The sequence below is a fragment of the Ornithinimicrobium carbonis genome (assembly GCF_050703245.1).
Lineage (GTDB): Bacteria > Actinomycetota > Actinomycetes > Actinomycetales > Dermatophilaceae > Ornithinicoccus.
Genome location: NZ_CP192647.1, coordinates 779,125 through 796,383, shown reverse-complemented (window position 1 = coordinate 796,383; position 17,259 = coordinate 779,125). Strand labels below are relative to the sequence as shown.

Sequence of the window (17,259 nt, the reverse complement as noted above, 5' to 3'; positions counted from 1 at the left end):
CCCGGCGGTGGCTCTCGTCGTGGCGCTCACGCGCGCACCTCCTCGGTCTGGGGCCCGGCGGCGCCGGGGGTATGACGTGCTCCCGCCCTCGCGGTCCCAGGCACCTCGGGGGCGGTGGTGGGCACCTCGGGCAGCCGCTCGATCACCGGCCCGCCCTGGGCCCGGGCGAGCCGGGCCTCCAGGGCCGCGCCCACGGCATACAACCGCTGGTCCTGCATGGCGGGGGCGAGCAGCTGGATGCCCACGGGCAGACCGTCCTCGGGGGCCAGCCCCGAGGGGATGGACATCCCGGGGATGCCGGCGAGGTTGGCCGGGATGGTGGCGATGTCGTTCAGGTACATCGACATCGGGTCCTCCATCTTGTCGCCGATCCGGAAGGCGGTGGTCGGCGCGGTCGGGCTGACCAGCACGTCGGCCTGCTCGAACGCCGCCTCCAGGTCGCGCGCGATGAGGGTGCGGACCTTCTGCGCCTGGCCGTAGTAGGCGTCGTAGTAGCCGCTGGACAGGGCGTAGGTGCCCAGGATGATGCGGCGCTTGACCTCGTCACCGAAGGCCCCGTCGCGGCTGGCGGCCATCACCTGCTCGGCGCTGGGGCGGTCCTCCGGCGTCGTCCGGTGGCCGTAGCGCATGGCGTCGTAACGGGCCAGGTTGCTGCTCGCCTCGGAGGGGAGGATCAGGTAGTAGGCGGCCATCGCGTAGGTGAAGTGCGGGCAGGAGACCTCGACGATCTCGGCACCCAGTGCGCGGAGCTCGTCCAGCGCCTCGTCGAAGCGCTGCTGGACGCCGGCCTGGAAACCCTTCCCACCGATCTCACGGACGACGCCGACCCTCAGTCCGGCGAGCGAACCGTCCTCGGCGGACGCGGCGGCGGCGGAGTCGACGACCGGCGGCACGGGGGCGTCGATGCTCGTGGAGTCCATCGGGTCGTGCCCGCCGAGCACCTCGTGCAGCAGGGCGGCGTCGGCGACCGTGCGGGCGCACGGGCCGATCTGGTCCAGGCTGGAGGCCAGCGCGATGATCCCGTAGCGGCTGACCCCGCCGTAGGTGGGCTTGACGCCGACGGTGCCGGTGACGGCGGCCGGCTGGCGGATCGAGCCCCCGGTGTCCGACCCGATGGCCAGCGGCGCGAGGTAGGCCGCCACCGCGGCACTGGAACCGCCGCCGGAACCGCCGGGGATGCGCTCCAGGTCCCAGGGGTTGCGGGTGGGGCCGAAGGCGGAGTGCTCGGTGGAGGAGCCCATGGCGAACTCGTCCATGTTGGTCTTGCCGAGAATAGGCATGCCGGCGTTCCGAAGCTTGGTGACGATCGTGGCGTCGTAGGGCGGCACGAAGTGCTCCAGCATGCGGGAGCCGGCTGTCGTGGTCAGTCCCTGCGTGCAGGCGATGTCCTTGACGGCGACGGGGACGCCGGCGAGCCGGGGCAGCTCCTCCCCCGCCGCGCGGGCGGCATCGACCTCGCGGGCGGTGGCCAGGGCACCCTCGGCGTCGATCAGGAGGAAGGCGTTGAGCGCCGGGTTCAACCGTTCGATGCGGTCCAGGTGGGCCCGGACGAGCTCCTCGGAGGTGGTCCTTCCGGCGGCCATGGCGTCGGCCATCTGGACGGCGCTGAGCCGGGTCAGGTCGGTGCCGTCCCCGGCCGCGGGGGCGCCTGCGGTGGTGGTGTCGCTCACGGGTGTCCTCACTCCTCGTCGAGGATGCGGGGCACGCCGAAGCGGCCGTCCTCGGGGTCGGGGGCGTTGGCCAGGGCCTGCTCGGCCGTCAGGCTGGGACGCACCTCGTCGGGACGGGTGACGTTGACCAGCGGCAGGGGGTGGGACATCGGGGGCACGTCGTCGGCGGCGACCTCGTTGACCTGGCCGACCCAGTCGACGATCTGGTCGAGCTGGCCGGCGAGGCGGTCGAGCTCGTGGTCCTCGAGCTGGATGCGCGCCAGCATGGCGACGTGCGCGACGTCGTCGCGCGAGAGGTTGGACATGGCCGACAGTGTAGGTCGCCGGTGTTGCGTCGTCGTTTCCCCCGGCGGCGGGGCTCAGATGATCCCCAGGTCCCGTCCCCGGACCACCGCCTCCCGACGGGACGTCGTCCCCAGCTTGCGGTGGATGTGCTTCATGTGGGTGCGCAGGGTGTTGGCAGAGATGAACATCCTGGCGGCGACCTCCTCGTTCGTCGCCCAGCCCTGGACGGCGCGCAGGACCTCGCGCTCCCGGGGGGTCAGGGGTTCGAACTGCCAGCTCAGCGGGCCGCCCGGCCGCTCGGGGTGGAGCCGGTCCAGGACCGCGGTGAGCAGCTCGTCGTGCATGGTGCCGCGATCCAGGAGGCGGAGCAGGAGCGGCCGGACGTCCCGGCCCAGGCGCAGGTAGGGGTAGATGAGGGACTCGGAGCTCGAGACGACCAGCGCCCGGTCCAGCTCGTCGAGCGCCTCCTCACTGCAGCCGAGGGCGTCCTCGACGAGGGCGAAGCTCACCTGGGCGAACAGCATGGCCGGTGACCGTCCCCCCGTCCGCAGGACACCCCGCAGCAGGGAGCGGGCCTCCTCCGGACGTCCGGCGCGCCGGAGCACGTCGCCCTGCCACGTGGCACGGATCACCTGGTCGCCGGGGTCGGGCGGGCCGTGCTCCAACCGGAGCTGGTCGAGCGCGTCGCCGTGGTGCCCCTCGGCCACCATCTGGTCGACCTGTAGGACGCGGAGCATGGCCCGGCCCCACGCGGGTGGCTCCCGGTCGGCGACCAGGTCCTCGAGGGTGTCGAGCTGGCTGCGGGCCGATGAGACCCGGTCCAGCGTCAGCAGGGTGGAGTGGGTGAGCACCAGGACGCGGAGGTGGTTGACCCGGTCGGCGGGCTCGAGGTCGTCCAGCGCCTGCGAGAGGTGCTGGAGGGCGCCGGCCAGCTGTCCCTGGAGCAGCTCGACCCCACCGAGCGCGGCGTGCGCGGCCGTCGTGGCGTGCGGCCCGGGCCCGCGGCCCTCCCGCTCCGCGGTGACGACCTCGGAGGCCCACCTCCGGGCCGCGTGCAGCCGGCCGGCGGCCAGCTCCGCCAGGGCCAGCTGCGCGCGCGTGCGCAGGACCAGCTCCGGCGTGCCGAGGTCCTGCGCGTAGTCCAGCGCCCGCTCGAGCCGTTCCCGGGGGTCCCCGAGCAGGTGGACCCCCTCGTACGCCCCGAGGTGGTGGAGCAGGAGGGCCAGCAGCTCCCGCTCCCGGCGGGGCAGGTAGCCACCCCGGCCACCGAGGCGGTCGATCTGCTCCAGCGCACCGCTGCGGAGGTCCCCGTCGACGAGCTCTCCTGTGAGGGTGGCCACGTGCAGGCGGATGACCGTGCTCATCGCCCGCACGGTGTCCTGCCGGCGGCCGGGCGGCAGCCGGTGCGACAGGGAGGCGGCGGTGGTGGCGCAGCGAGCGGCGTCCTCGAGGTCGCGGTCGCGCAGCCGCAGGAAGCTGCAGACGACCGCCAGCTCCGGCTGGGTGGAGCGCAGGTCCTCGTCGAAGAGGTGCAGCAGGGACCGGACGAGGGCTGACTCGCCGGCGACCGCCAGCTCCACCCAGGACTCTCCGAGCAGCGCGGCAGCCCACCCCGGGTCACCGCCGGCGAGCGCGTGGCGCACGGCCTCGACCGCTGATCCGGCCTCGCGGTGCCACCGGGCGGCGAGGAGGTGCCGGCGCGCCGTGGCGGCCGGCTCGGTCTGCAGGGCCCGGGCCTGCAGCGCCGCCCGGAACAGCGGGTGCCAGTGGTACCAGGTCCTCTCGTCCTCCCGGTCGTCGAGGCGACCCAGGAAGAGGTGGTCGTGGTGGAGACGGGCGAGGGTGCGGCCCCCGTCCGGACCCCCGCCAAGGGCGTCGACGAGGTCGCCGCAGACGGGATCGGCGGTGGCGGCCCGGATGAGGACGGTCTGGACGTCCGGAGGTTGGGCCGCGAGGACCTCGTCCAGGAGGTAGTCGGTCGCGAGCGAGACCCCCTCGTGGACGCCCTCCGGCAGGGCACGATGGTGCAGGGCGGCCGCGACGATCCCGATCCCGGCCGCCCACCCGACGGTCCGCTCGAGAAGTTCGGCCGTCTGCGGCGTGGGCAGCGGCCGCCCCCGCAGCACCAGCAGCTGGGTGAGCTCCTCGTGGGTGAACGCCAGGTCCGTCTCGTCGAGCTCGCGGACGTAGCCGAGCAGCCGGAGCCGCGACTGGCCAAGGCCGGGCTCCACCCGGCCGAGCACCACGAGACGCACCTGCTGGGGCGGGTACCGCAGGACCTTGGCGAGCAGCTCCTCCGCCGCCGACCCGACGACGGCGTCGAAGTCGTCCAGCACCAGGACGACGTCGTCCTGGAGGCGTGCCATCGCGGTCGAGACCTGGACGAGGAGCGCCTCGTCGACCGACGTCGTCCCGGGAGCGACGGACAGGGCCCCGAGGGCCTGCCCGCCCGGCGGGGTGCCGGCCATCGCAGCCACGAGGTAGCGCAGGAGCCGGACCGGGTCGCGGTCCCCCTCGTCCAGGGTGAGCCAGGCGACCGCGCGGGGGCTGCGCTGCCGCCTCGTCCAGGCGAGGACGGCCTGGGTCTTGCCGGCACCCGCCGGTGCGGACACGATCAGCGAGCCGGCGTCGACGGCGTCGTCGATCAGGGCGTCCAGGCGCGGACGGTCGAGCAGGCCGGGCACGGGGGGCGGCCGGAGGAGCTTTCCGAGGAAGAGGCCGCGGTGCAGGACGGGCACTCCCGGGACGGCGCTCCAGGGAGGGTTGGGCGTGACCCGCAGCGACATACCTCCTCCGACCTCTTCGCGTCCACTGTAGGACGACGGGGTCCGGTGCTGCCGAGGGAGATCATCGGAGGAGCGGGAGACCTGGGGCACACGTGCCGGGGGCCGGGTCGGAGGTCCGACCCGGCCCCGCCTCACGGGTGGCCACACTCACCCGGTGAGCACCGTGGGCGAAGATCCGTCACGGGGTAGGACGCCCACCACCACCGCCGCCCTTGCCGCCGCCGGCCTTGACGGCCACGGATACCTGGAGCGTGACGGTGTCGACGTCGAGCACCTGTCCGGCGTCCGCCCCGATGAGGTCCACGTTGGGCGCGGTGAAGGTCACCGTGTAGGTGCCCGGAAGAGGCTTCTGCCAGTTGTACCCGTAGACGACCCGTCCGGTGGAGTTGATCTCAGCCGTCGCGGGACCGTTGACGACGAGAAGGCCGTCGATGCGCTCGATCTTCAACCAGGCGTCGGCGTCCCAGGCCCGGACCTCAGGGTAGGGGGTGACCGCAACTCCGAGGGTGCCGTAGGTGGCGTAGCGGTCGAGCTCATCGGTGAGCTTGACGACCTCGAAGCCGGTGAAGGTGTAGCCGGCGGTCGTCAGGCCCATCTCGACCCGGATCGGGGTGTTCGCCTTCAGCGGGGCATTCGTGAGGTTGTCGCCCCACTCGGCGGTGACCGCGACGGTGTCCACATCAGCGGTGGCACAGCTGGCCTGCCAGGTGTCCTCACCCTGCAGGTAGTAGCCGGCGAAGATCTCGCTCGGCAGCTGACCCAGGACCTCGTCGGGGGCGACAGGAAGCCCGCACGGGAAGTTGAGCGTCATGCCTACCGCGGGTACGAACACGGCCGGGACGGACAGGTTGTTGCCGGCCTCCTCCTCGGCCTCCCCACCGACGGGCGGGCCACCCTTGGCCAGCGAGGCCGGCACCCCGACCATCGTCAGCCCGACCAGCGCCGCCACCGCTGCCGTCGTCATCCTGGTGCGTGTCCTCATGGTCGGACCTCCTCGTCCTCCTGGAGGGTCGGACCGACATGGTCCGCTGCCGGTGCTCCCGGTCCCTCCACCTCCAGGGTCCTGCCCGGGCAACCCCTCGTCGTCACCCCTCGGGGGTGATCCTCATGCCCGTGGACGAGCAGCTCCGCGGCACCGGGAGCCGGTCCGGACCGGACGACGTCACAGAGCCATGCATCTGGTGCCGCGTCGTGCCGTGCCCACGTCGATCCTCGTGGCCGTCCTCCTCGCAGGGTGCACCGGCGCCGACCTGCCCTCGGCGTCGGGACAGCCGCTGGCGGAGCTGAGGGAGTGGGGCGGGATGTGCGTGGACGGAGAGTGCGGCGGCACCCTGACCGTCGGCGACGACGGACGGTGGACCTTCGTGCCCGCCTCCTCCACCCGGGTCACGGATGAGGGCCAGCTGTCGCAGCGGCAGCTCCACCAACTGCGGGGGGCGGTCGGGCGCACCAGGCTGGACGTCGAGCCCTCGAACGCCCCGGCCGGCCGACCCGACTGCGCCGCGGACCACGACGGCCGGTCGGTGAGCTACGGGTGGGCCGACCCGCAGGCCGGGTGGACCGAGGTGTCCTCGTGCGAGCAGCACCTCCGGGACCGCGACCCCCTGGCCCGGCTGCTGGAGCAGCTGGCGGAGCGGCTGGTCCCCTCCGGGCCGCGCTGACCGCACCGTTCCCGACCGTGGCCGAAGCTCCCGTCCTGCGACGGCTCGTGCACGACGACGAAGGACCGCCCGGTCCGTGCTGACCGGGACGGTCCTGGGATGTGTCCGCTCTACGCGGATCGGTGGTGGCTCACCTGGCCGTGCTGCCCGTGAGGTGCAGGTGCACGACGGCTTCGTGCCACCGCTGCTCGAGGAGGGCCGGGATGCCGGCCTCCTGGGAGGCGGCCCCCCGTCGGTGCTCGACCAGTCGTTGGTCGATGGCGAGGAGCACGTCCCTGTCCCGCTCGCGGCTGAGGCTCTGGGCGAGGAAGACATCCTGCTGGCTCATGGATTGATACCTCCTTCCCACATCGCATGGTGGATCTGGACGTCGGGGCCGGAGCTCCGGTCCTTCTACCTCAACCGTGCACCCGACGACGCAGGCGCGCGTCACCCCGCAGGGGTGATTCCTGGGGCTGCTCCGTCACCGAACTGGCCCGTCACCGAGCTGCTGTGGGACCGCGGCGGCTGCGTCACCGGTCCTGGCGCTGCTTCAACCGCTCGATGACCAGCTTGGGCGAGGGGTTGGTGTGCGGCACGCCGTCGATGACGACGGTGGGAACCGTCTCGTTGCCGCCGTTGACCTCCCGGACGAAGGCGGCACCCTGCTCGTCCTCCCAGATGTTGATCCAGGTGGCGCGGTCGCGCAGGGAGCCGAGCCGCGCCTTGAGCATCGCGCAGAAACCGCATCCGGGCCGCCAGTAGATGACGACGGGGGGTGGAGCGTCGGTGCCGGTCATGGTGAGGACCTCCTCGTGGGTCGGGCCGCCGCGTCCGCGCCACGGCGAGGTCCACCAGGCGACGGCGAGCGCCACGACACCGTAACCGACCGCGGATGCCGGACGCCCGTCCGAGACGGCGTCCAGCACGACCAGACCGAGCAGGACGACCAGCAGCGCCCAGACCCAGGGGGACCTCACCGGTGCGCCTCGGACCGCAGCACGTCGGCGGTCACCTCGAGCTGGCCCCGGTGCTGGCACAGCTCCTCCAGCACGTGGATCAGCGCGCCGCCCTGCGTCCGTCCGACCGGCAGCGCGTGCGTCTCGGGGCGGTCCTGCCCCCTGCACGGGGCGTTCCAGTCGACGCCCGTGAGGACCTCCGCGAAGCCTCGCCGACCCGAGGCCACCTGCGCCTCGAGGTCCGCCAGGGTCCCGGCGGCCCGGAACTCGGCCTCCCGGTCGCGGTGGTTCGGCCTTCCGCCGACCTTGTGCCCCGCCCAGAAGTCCATGACGCCCAGGCAGTGGACGACGACGGCGTAGGGGCTGTTACTCCCCTCGACCGCCAGTCGCGCGTTCACCAGCTCCTCGCCGAGCTCACGGCAGGCGTCGAGCATCCCGTCCAGCGCTCGGTCCACGAACCACAGCAGGTCGTCGGTGGCCGGCTCGCCGGTCACGCCCCCGCCCCCGCCCCGTCGTCGGGAACGTCCTCCCCCGCCGCGTCGGACGTGACCGGTGGTGGACCGGCCGCCAGCAGCCGGACGAAACCCTCCTCGTCGAGGACGGGCACCCCGAGCTCCTCGGCCTTCGCGGCCTTCGACCCGGCGTTGGCCCCCACCACGACGAAGTCCGTCTTCTTCGACACCGACCCGGACGCCTTGCCGCCCCGCCTGACGATCGCCTCCTTGGACTCGTCCCGGCTGAAGCCCTCCAGGGACCCGGTGACCACCACGGTCAGCCCCTCCAGGGTGCGCTCCACCGACTCGTCCCGCTCGTCGGCCATCCGCACCCCGTCGGCCGCCCACCGCTCCACGATCTCGCGGTGCCAGTCCACCGCGAACCACTCCTTCACCGACTCCGCGATGACCGGCCCGACCCCCTCGACCGCTGCGAGCTCCTCGGTGCTCGCCGCGCGGATCGCCTCCATCGACCCCAGCTGGGTCGCCAGGGCCCGGGCCGCGGTCGGCCCGACGTGCCGGATCGAGAGCGCGACCAGCACCCGCCACAGGGGCTGGCCCTTGGCCTGCTTCAGGTTGTCGACCAGCTTCTGACCGTTGGCCGACAGCACCCGCCCGTCGACCACCGTGTCCTGCGGGTCGGTCCTCTTCGCGGTCCGGGTGAACAGAGGAACCCGCGCGACGTCCTCGACGGTCAACGAGAACAGCGTCGCCTCGTTGGCCAGCACCCCGGCGTCGAGCAGCGCGTTGACGCCCTCGGCACCGAGCGCCTCGATGTCGAAGGCGCCACGGCTGGCCACGGAGTAGAGCCGCTCCCGCAGCTGGGCGGGGCAGGCGCGGGAGTTGGGGCAGCGGATGTCCTTGTCCCCCTCCTTCTCGGGCCGCAGCTCGGTGCCGCACGAGGGGCAGTGCGTCGGCATGACGAACGCGTGCTCGGTGCCCTCGCGCAGGTCGACGACCGGCCCGAGGATCTCCGGGATCACGTCACCGGCCTTGCGCAGCACGACGGTGTCGCCGATGAGCACGCCCTTGCGCTCGACCTCGTGCTGGTTGTGCAGCGTCGCCCGCTCGACCGTGGACCCGGCGACCTGCACCGGCTCCATCAGCCCCCACGGCGTGACCCGGCCGGTCCGGCCGACGTCGACCCGGATGTCGAGCAGCTTCGTGGTGACCTCCTCGGGCGGGTACTTGTAGGCGATCGCCCACCGCGGCGCCCGCGACGTCGACCCGAGACGTCGCTGAACGTCGACCTCGTCGACCTTGACGACCACCCCGTCGATCTCGTGCTCCACGGCGTGCCGCTGCTCGCCCCACCCCGTGACGAAGTCGCACACCTCCTCGATGGTGCCGAGCACCCGCGTGCGCCCCGACACCGGCAGCCCCCAGGCCGCCAGCAGCTCGTAGGCCTGTGACTGGCGCACCACGTCGAAACCCTCCCGGGCCCCGATCCCGTGCACGATCATCCGCAGGTCCCGCGAGGCGGTGACCCGCGGATCCTTCTGGCGCAGCGACCCGGCCGCGGTGTTGCGCGGGTTGGCGAACGGCGCCTTCCCCGCCGCCACCAGGCCCGCGTTGAGCTCCTCGAAGGAGGACACCGGGAAGTAGACCTCCCCCCGCACCTCCACCAGGCGCGGCACCGGCACCGGCCCGGTGCTGCCCGGCCCCTCCTCGACGACGGCACCCTCCACCGGGTGCGCTCCTCCGTCGGCGCCGCCCACCGCCTCGGCCTCCTGCTCCTCCGGGGCCCGCAGCCGCAGGGGCACGCCCTCGATCGTGCGCACGTTCAGCGTGACGTCCTCACCGGTCCGCCCGTCCCCACGGGTCAGGGCCCGCACGAGGCGGCCGTCCTCGTAGAGCAGGTTGACCGCCAGCCCGTCGATCTTCAGCTCGCACAGGTAGCTGACCCGCGATCCGCCGACGTCGCGCTCCACCCGTTCGGCCCACGCGACGAGCTCCTCCACCGAGAACGCGTTGTCCAGGCTGAGCATCCGCTCGAGGTGGTCGACCGCGGTGAACTCGGTCGAGAAGGTCCCCCCGACCACCTGGGTCGGACTGTCGGGCACCCGCAGCCCCGGGTGCTCCTTCTCCAGCTCCTCGAGCTCGCGCACCAGCGCGTCGAACTCCCCGTCGCTGACGACCGGCGCGTCCTTGACGTAGTAGGCGAACTGGTGACCGCGAATCTCCTCGGCCAGCTCGACCCACCGGTGGCGGGCAGCCTCGGGCACGTCGTCGACGAGGTCGGGTGGGGTGCTCGCGTTCACCCGCCCATCTTGGCAGGGTCCACCGACACCCCGGAGGTATGCCGCTCCCTCCCGGCCACGCGCGGACCGCGCCCGGCCCGGCCCCGCGCACCCCGCCCGGAACCGACGAGCAGGGACCCCGCCAGGACGACGCCGGCCCCCAGGAGGACGAGCGGACCGACGCTCTCCCCCAGCAGGACCACCCCCAGGACCACGGACACGACGACGATCGGGTAGGTCACGCTCGTGGCGACGGTCGGACCGGCGGCCCGCACCACGGCATACTGCATCGCCTGCGCGAGCCCGGTGCCGACCACGCCGAGCGCGGCCACCGCGAGGAGGGGACCCCACAGGGACCATCCGTCCCCGGACGCCGACGGACCGGCGGGTGCCAACGGGCCTTCGGAGGGCAGGCCCCGCCGCAGCCACCAGTCGACGACCAGGAGCACGGGCACCTGGGCCAGCGCCACGAACACCTGGGCGGCCGGCATCGACAGCCCGCCGGGGTCGACCCCGTGCAGGAAGCGGCGTACGTAGGTCCACCCGATCCCGTAGCTGGCCGAGGCGACCAGCACCATGGCCAGGCCCACGGGGTCGGGCCCCCGGTCCAGCGACCAGGGCTGGGCGATGAGGACGACCCCCAGGAAACCGACGGCCACCCCGACCTGCCGGCGCCGTCCCACCGGTTGCCCCGGCAGCATCAGCGCGGTCGCCACGACGGCGGCGACCGGGGTGGTGGCGTTCGCGATCCCGGCCACGGCGGAGGTCACCCGCTGCTCGCCGAGGGCGAAGAGGGTCCACGGCAGGGAGCACAGGAGGGTGCCGGTGACGAGCAGGTGCCCCCAGGTGCGCCGGCCACGCGGCAGGCGGGTGCGGGTCAGCGCGACGAGGGTGAGCAGCACCACCGCCCCGAGCACGATCCGCAGGGCGGTCACCTGCACCCCGCTGAGGGCCTCCAGCCCGACCTTGATGAGCAGGTAGCTCGAGCCCCAGACGACGGCGAGGGTGAGGTACCAGACCTGCCAGGGCACCGGCCCCCTCCGTCCCCCGGGTGGGCCGGCGAGGGTCATCCGGCGGCGGCCTCGGCGACCAGCGCCGCCGCCCGCACCGTGCCCGCCGTCGCGGCCCGGGCCTCCTCCGGCGTGGCCGCGGCCAGCCCGCACGTGGGAGTGAGGGTGAGACCGAGGAGGTCGGCGGCGGGCAGGCCCAGCTCGCGCCAGCGCAGCAGAAGCCCTTCCACGTGGTCGCGGGAGCCCGTGCCTCCGGACACGCCGGACGCGCTGGGCAGCACGCCGGCCCACAGCCGGACCCCCGTGTCGAGCAGGCCGGCGACACCCTCCCAGCCCGGTCGCCGCAGCAGGCCGACGTCCAGGCTCACAGCGCCCACCCCTGCCCGCCGCAGCAGGTCGAGGGGCACGTCCTGGGCGCAGGAGTGGATCGCGACCTGCACGGCCCCGGCGCCCCGGGCGGCCTCGACCACCTCGCGCAGACCACCGACCAGCTCGGCCTCCTCGGGCGTGCGCAGCACCGAGTAGCCCGAGGCCGACCGGACCCGCCCCGAGGCGACCGTCGTCAGCGACGGCTCGTCGAGCTGCAGCACGACCTCCGCGGCCGGCACCAGCCTCCGGACGGTCGCGACGTGCCCGGCCACACCCTCGGCGAGGGAGCCCACCAGGTCCCGGGTGGCCCCCCGGTCCGAGAGCACCCGGTCACCGAGCGGGAGCCAGAGCTCGGAGGCCAGGGTCCACGGTCCCGCGACCTGGACCTTCAGCGGCCCGGACCAGCCGTCGAAGGCCTCGGCCAGCTCGTCGAGGTCCTGGCCCCACCACGCGCCCGCGCGGTCGTGGTCGCGGCCGGGCCGGTCGACGAGCCGCCAGCCCTGGGGCGCCAGGTCCACAGGCAGGTCGACGAGCAGGTGGGAGGTCCGACCGACCATGTCGGCACCGGGGCCGCGGTCGGGCAGCTCGGGCAGGTACGGGACACCCTGCACCCCCTCGGGCACCGCGCCGGTGAGCTCGCCGCGCACGACGCGCAGCGCCTCGCGCACGTCCGTACCTGGCCACGAACCGATCCCGGTGGCGCGCACCGCGGGCGTGCCCTGGCTCCCGCTCACCCCGCCACCCGGCCGGCCGCGGCGATCGTGCCCGAACCCACCACGCGGGTGCCGTCGTAGAGCACGACCGACTGTCCGGGGGCGACGCCCCGCGTCCGTGCGTCCAGCTGCACGATGAGCCGCTCGGGTGTGCCGCCGGCCCGCTCGACGTGCGCCGTCGCCGGGTGCTCCTCGCCGTGGGCGCGCAGCTGCGCGCCGACGCGGACCGCGCCGGCGGGGGGCGGACCGCCGCACCACCGGACGTGGTCGGCCGTGATCCGGTCGACCCCGAGCAGCTCCTCCGGGCCCACGACCACGGTGTTGGTCCGGGTGTCGGTGGAGACGACGTAGCGCGGGCTTCCGTCCGCCGTCGGCACCTTCAGCCCCAGCCCCCTCCGCTGGCCGACGGTGTACCCGTGGGCACCACCGTGCTCCCCCAGCACGGTGCCCTCGTCGTCGACGATGGGTCCCGGCCGCTCGCCGAGCCGCCGGGCGAGCCAGCCCCGGGTGTCCCCGTCGGCGATGAAGCAGATGTCGTGGCTGTCGGGCTTGCGCGCCACCGAGAACCCGCGGGCGGCGGCCTCCGCGCGGATGTCGGCCTTGACCGTGTCGCCGAGGGGGAAGAAGCTGCGGGCGAGCTGGTCGGCGTCGAGCACCCCCAGGACGTAGGACTGGTCCTTGGCCGGGTCGACCGCACGGTGCAGCTCGCGTCGAACCCCGTGCGGCGCAGCAGGATCGGGCTCCTCGACGACCTGTGCGTAGTGACCGGTCGCCACGGCGTCGAAGCCGAGCGCCAGGGCCTTGTCGAGCAGCGCGGCGAACTTGATCTTCTCGTTGCACCGCAGGCACGGGTTGGGCGTGCGGCCGGCGGCGTACTCGGCGACGAAGTCCTCGACGACGTCCTCGCGGAAGCGCTCGGCCATGTCCCAGACGTAGAAGGGGATGCCGAGCCGGTCGGCCACCCGGCGGGCGTCCCCGGCGTCCTCGAGGGTGCAGCACCCGCGCGCGCTCTCGCGCAGCGTCGCGGCGGACTGGGCGAGCGCCAGGTGCACGCCGACCACGTCGTGGCCGGCCTCGATCATCCGAGCCGCGGCGACCGCCGAGTCCACCCCGCCGCTCATGGCGGCCACGATCCTCATGCCCGGCTCCTGGAGGCTGCGTGCGCCCGACGGGCCCGTTCGAGCGCCGGCGGAAGGGCGCTCAGCACGGCGTCGACGTCCGCCTGCTCGGACCCGTGGCCCAGGGTGAACCGCAGCGCGCCTCTGGCCTCCTCCTCGGGGACGCCCATGGCCAGGAGCACGTGGCTGGGTCGCGGGACGCCCGCCTGGCAGGCGGACCCGGTCGAGCAGGCGATCCCGGCGGCGTCCAGCAGGTAGAGCAGTGAGTCGCCCTCGGCGTCGGCCACCCGCAGGTGCACGTTGCCGGGCAGGCGGTCGGTCACGTCGCCCGGGGTCCAGGTGCCGCTGACCGTGATGCCGTCGTCCAGGGCGAGGGCGCCCTCGATGAGCCGGTCGCGCAGCGCCGCGAGGTGGTGGGCGTGGCTCGCCTGCTGCTCGGCCGCGTGCACGACGGCCTCGGCCAGGCCGGCGATGCCCGGTGTGTCGAGGGTGCCGGAGCGCAGCTTGCGCTCCTGCCCACCCCCGTGGGTCAGGGGGACCGGCGACTGGTCCCGACCCGCGACGAGGACACCGACCCCCAGGGGGCCACCGGTCTTGTGGCCGGTCACCACGCCCAGGTCGACGAGGGACAGGTCCAGCGGAACCTGCCCGAGGGCCTGCACGGCGTCGCTGTGGAACGGTATGCCGTGCTCACGGGCCAGCTCCGCCAGGTCCCGGACCGGCTGGACCGTCCCGACCTCGTTGTTCGCCCACATGACGCTGACCAGCGCCACCGTCCCCGGTCCGCCGTCGGCGTCCAGGGCGTCGCGCAGCGCCTGCGGGTGGATCCGTCCCTGACCGTCGGGTTCGACGAAGGTCACCCGCGCCCCGGCCGTCCCGACGAGGTGCTCCACCGGGTCGAGGACGGCGTGGTGCTCGATGCCGCTGACGAGGAGGCGGTCGCGCCGCGGGTCGGCCGTGCGGCGGGCCTGGAAGGTGCCCTTGACCGCGATGTTGTCCGACTCGGTGCCCCCCGAGGTGAAGAGCACCTCCGAGGGTCGGACGCCGAGCGCCTCGGCGATCCGCTCCCTCGACTCCTCCACGACGCGGCGGGCTGCGCGTCCCGGGGTGTGCAGCGAGCTGGCGTTCCCGACCTGCCGCATGGTGCGGGCGACCACGTCGACCACCTCGTCCAGCACCGGCGTGGTCGCGGCGTGGTCGAGGTAGACGAGACGGTCGGGAAGAGGCACCGCAGAAGTCTACGTCCGCTGTCACGACCGACCGTCCCGATGACCCTGGGTGGCCCCGCGGTCCCTTCCCCCACGGTCACCGGTGCCTCCATGGACCTCGGCAGAGTGCGTGGTCGGCCTGCGCGGGTGTGGACGTGGCCCTCCGTCGGGGATGCGACTGGGCATGGGTGTGGCCCGGCCGGTGGGCCGGGTGCGGGGCGGGGGTCATCTCAGGTGCCAGGTGGTGCCGTGGGCGGTGATGGTCGCGGTGAGCCCTTTGTCGTGGACCCAGGTGTGGTGGCGTGGGCAGAGCAGGGCGTAGTTGGACAGGTCCGAACGGCCGCCGTGGGCCCAGTGGACGACGTGGTGGGCGTCGCACCAGGTCGCCGGGACGGTGCACCCGGGGATGGTGCAGCCGCGGTCGCGCACGGCCAGGCGCAGGCGCTGCCCGGGGGTGACCAGGCGCGTGCGGCGGCCCTGGTCCAGCACCTCACCGTCGCTGCCCAGGACCAGCGGGACCAGGTCGGCCTCGCACGCCAGCCGGCGGACCGACTCCGCGGCGACCAGGTCCCCCTCCAGGGTGGCGCCGCACCCGGGCACGAGCCCACCGGTGCCGGCCAGGTCGACGCGCAGGGTGTCCAGGTCCATGGTCACCACCAGGGTCGCCTTGGGCGTCGTCGGCTGACCCTTGGTGCCGGCCACGCCGCGGCGCAGCACCGTCATCAACGCGTCGTACCGCCGCTGCCCTGGGGTGCGGGTGTCCTGCTCACCGGTCGCCTCGACCTCCGCGGCCGTCGCCGGTGCCGCCAGGGGTGACCTCAGGATCGCCTGTACGGCCTGGTAGTCCGCCTCCTCACCGAAGGTCATGATGATCCGCTGCACGGACCCGTCGGCCAGGGACGACTCGTGCACGTCCCGCAGCTCGTGCTGGGCCCGGCGCCGCTCCTCGTGATCCTTCTCCGGCAGGCACGCGGCCAACAACCGGCCGCTCACCCGGGCGATGTCCGCCTCCTCGAACACTGGGTTGCACCCGGCGTCGGCCAGCAGGCCCACCGCCTGCTCGTAGTCCCCCGGGGACAGCGCCCCCCGGATCCGGGCCAGCGCCCGGTGCAACCCCGCAGCCCGGGCCAGCGGCATGCCACCGGACAGCACCCCCTCCAGCAGCGGCGCGTGCACGGCCTCCTGCCCGGCCCGGGCGACCCGGACCAGGTCGTGCAGCACACCGCGGGGCAGCTCCGGGCAGCGCAGGCCCAACCAGTCGGCCAACGACATCCCCGCGGCGGTGTGCAGCCCCCGCCCGGCGGCCTCCACCGCCAGCCGCACCCGCGCCCGCTCCACCGCCCCCGCCACCACCGACACCGCACCCAGGGCCGCCTCCAGCTCACCGTCCTGCACCAGCGCCACCTCACCAGCGGCCAGGTCGGCGAAGGTGGCCTCCCGGCCCGCCTCCCGCAGACAGCCCACCACCCGCTCCCCCGGCAACCGCGCCGCCGGCCACGAAACCCTCCCCGACCAGCACCCCCGCCGAGGTCCGCAGCACCTCCCCACCCCAGGACTCCCTCATAGGACAAACGTACGAGAAGGGCCCGACAGACCCTGGCCGTCGGCCTGTCATCCCCCGGGTGCGGGTGCGCCCTCCCCTCGTCCGCGGTGCTGACGTCCCCCGCCCAGGCACCACAGACCCGCCCACGCGAGAAGGCCCCGCCCGCTCGATGGCGGTCGGGGCCTCTCGGCAGCAGCGACGGGGTGACGGGCGCGTCGTCAGTCTCGCGCCCCCCGGCTCAGCCCTTGCGGGCCTGGACCTCCTGGGTGGCCTGGGGCAGGACCGTGAACAGGTCGCCGACCACGCCGTAGTCGACCAGCTCGAAGATCGGGGCCTCCGCGTCCTTGTTCACCGCCACGATCGTCTTGGACGTCTGCATGCCCGCCCGGTGCTGGATCGCCCCGGAGATGCCCGCGGCCACGTACAGCTGCGGCGAGACGGACACACCGGTCTGCCCGACCTGGGCCGAGTGCGGGTACCAGCCCGCGTCGACCGCCGCCCGGGACGCGCCCACGGCCGCGCCCAGGGAGTCGGCGAACTCCTCCACCGGGCCGAAGTCGCCACCGGTGCCGCGCCCGCCGGAGACCACGATCGCGGCCTCGGTCAGAGACGGACGGCCAGAGGCCGCCTTCTGGGTGCGCTCGGTGATCCGCACGGCGGTGGCGGCCTCGGACAACGACACCGAGACCTCCTCCACGACCGGTGACGCCGGCGCCTCCTGCGCCGGCACCGAGTTCGGCTTCAGCGTGACGATCGGCGTCCCCGTGGTCACCGTCGAGGTCACCGTGTAGGAACCGGCGAAGACGGACTGCACCGTCGACACCCCGCCGCCCCCGGCCGGCTGCACGTCGACCGCGTCGGTGATCAGGCCAGAGGAGGTCTTGATCGCCAGCCGGGCGGCGATCTCCTTGCCGTCGTTGGACGAGGGCAGGATCACCGCCGCCGGGGACACCTTGCCGACCAGGTCGGCCAGCAGCTCGGCCACCGGGGCCACCAGGTGCTCGGTCAGCGCCGGGTCGGTCGCGGCATACACCTTGGTCGCGCCGAACCGGCCCAGCGCCTCCGCCGCCGCCTGGGCGTCCCCGCCGACCATCACTGCGGCCGGCTCACCCAGCCGCGCCGCGGCGGTCAGCGCCTCGGAGGTGGACTTGCGGACCTGTCCGTCGACGTGGTCGACCAGGACGAGAACTTCAGCCATCAGATGTGCTCCTTCATCAATCTCGG

General features: G+C 73.9%; 15 protein-coding genes. 1 reads left to right on the top strand and 14 read right to left on the bottom strand.

What is annotated here, in order from left to right; translation table 11 throughout:
* Positions 1–26: 26 nt before the first annotated feature.
* The 4 genes from gatA to ACQ95T_RS04085 form a co-directional block, all read right to left on the bottom strand.
* On the bottom strand, positions 27–1,595 hold the full coding sequence (gene gatA, locus ACQ95T_RS04100; protein ID WP_425940023.1) for an Asp-tRNA(Asn)/Glu-tRNA(Gln) amidotransferase subunit GatA: 1,569 nt from the start codon (positions 1,593–1,595) through the stop codon (positions 27–29).
* Between the two features lie 83 nt (positions 1,596–1,678).
* Positions 1,679–1,975, bottom strand: a complete 297-nt coding sequence (gatC, locus tag ACQ95T_RS04095; RefSeq protein WP_425939601.1) for an Asp-tRNA(Asn)/Glu-tRNA(Gln) amidotransferase subunit GatC — start codon at positions 1,973–1,975, stop codon at positions 1,679–1,681.
* A gap of 54 nt (positions 1,976–2,029) precedes the next feature.
* On the bottom strand, positions 2,030–4,741 hold the full coding sequence (locus ACQ95T_RS04090) for a LuxR C-terminal-related transcriptional regulator (RefSeq protein ID WP_425939599.1): 2,712 nt from the start codon (positions 4,739–4,741) through the stop codon (positions 2,030–2,032).
* 178 nt (positions 4,742–4,919) lie between these two features.
* On the bottom strand, positions 4,920–5,723 hold the full coding sequence (locus ACQ95T_RS04085; RefSeq protein ID WP_425939597.1) for a hypothetical protein: 804 nt from the start codon (positions 5,721–5,723) through the stop codon (positions 4,920–4,922).
* A gap of 190 nt (positions 5,724–5,913) precedes the next feature.
* Here ACQ95T_RS04085 and ACQ95T_RS04080 point away from each other — a divergent pair, with 190 nt between their 5' ends.
* Entirely contained in the window at positions 5,914–6,402 is a 489-nt protein-coding gene (locus ACQ95T_RS04080) for a hypothetical protein (protein ID WP_425939595.1), read from the top strand.
* A 130-nt stretch (positions 6,403–6,532) separates the two neighbouring features.
* Here ACQ95T_RS04080 and ACQ95T_RS04075 read toward each other — a convergent pair whose 3' ends face one another.
* From ACQ95T_RS04075 to ACQ95T_RS04030, 10 genes are all read right to left on the bottom strand, one after another.
* Complete coding sequence (locus ACQ95T_RS04075; RefSeq protein ID WP_425939594.1) at positions 6,533–6,730, bottom strand: hypothetical protein; 198 nt, start codon at positions 6,728–6,730, stop codon at positions 6,533–6,535.
* Between the two features lie 184 nt (positions 6,731–6,914).
* A complete protein-coding gene (locus ACQ95T_RS04070; protein WP_425939592.1) occupies positions 6,915–7,361 on the bottom strand; it encodes a glutaredoxin domain-containing protein in 447 nt (148 codons plus the stop codon).
* The gene (locus tag ACQ95T_RS04065; RefSeq protein ID WP_425939590.1) at positions 7,358–7,834 is read right to left on the bottom strand and encodes a DUF664 domain-containing protein; all 477 of its coding nucleotides are present in this window, start codon (positions 7,832–7,834) and stop codon (positions 7,358–7,360) included. Before ACQ95T_RS04065 ends, ACQ95T_RS04070 begins: the two co-directional genes overlap by 4 nt.
* Positions 7,831–10,095, bottom strand: coding sequence for an NAD-dependent DNA ligase LigA (gene ligA, locus ACQ95T_RS04060; protein WP_425939588.1), 2,265 nt, complete (start codon positions 10,093–10,095; stop codon positions 7,831–7,833). Before ligA ends, ACQ95T_RS04065 begins: the two co-directional genes overlap by 4 nt.
* Positions 10,092–11,105 carry a DMT family transporter gene (locus tag ACQ95T_RS04055; RefSeq protein WP_431473559.1) on the bottom strand — a complete coding sequence of 338 codons (1,014 nt, stop codon included), beginning with the start codon at positions 11,103–11,105 and terminating at the stop codon, positions 10,092–10,094. Before ACQ95T_RS04055 ends, ligA begins: the two co-directional genes overlap by 4 nt.
* A 35-nt stretch (positions 11,106–11,140) precedes the next feature.
* The gene (locus tag ACQ95T_RS04050) at positions 11,141–12,187 is read right to left on the bottom strand and encodes a methionine synthase (RefSeq protein WP_425939584.1); all 1,047 of its coding nucleotides are present in this window, start codon (positions 12,185–12,187) and stop codon (positions 11,141–11,143) included.
* Complete coding sequence (mnmA, locus tag ACQ95T_RS04045; protein WP_425939582.1) at positions 12,184–13,305, bottom strand: tRNA 2-thiouridine(34) synthase MnmA; 1,122 nt, start codon at positions 13,303–13,305, stop codon at positions 12,184–12,186. Before mnmA ends, ACQ95T_RS04050 begins: the two co-directional genes overlap by 4 nt.
* Positions 13,302–14,513: a cysteine desulfurase family protein gene (locus tag ACQ95T_RS04040; protein ID WP_425939580.1), complete on the bottom strand. Its 1,212-nt coding sequence runs from the start codon at positions 14,511–14,513 to the stop codon at positions 13,302–13,304. Before ACQ95T_RS04040 ends, mnmA begins: the two co-directional genes overlap by 4 nt.
* A gap of 204 nt (positions 14,514–14,717) precedes the next feature.
* The gene (locus tag ACQ95T_RS04035) at positions 14,718–15,956 is read right to left on the bottom strand and encodes a DUF222 domain-containing protein (protein ID WP_431473558.1); all 1,239 of its coding nucleotides are present in this window, start codon (positions 15,954–15,956) and stop codon (positions 14,718–14,720) included.
* Between the two features lie 317 nt (positions 15,957–16,273).
* Complete coding sequence (locus ACQ95T_RS04030; protein ID WP_425939576.1) at positions 16,274–17,233, bottom strand: electron transfer flavoprotein subunit alpha/FixB family protein; 960 nt, start codon at positions 17,231–17,233, stop codon at positions 16,274–16,276.
* Between the last annotated feature and the right edge of the window lie 26 nt (positions 17,234–17,259).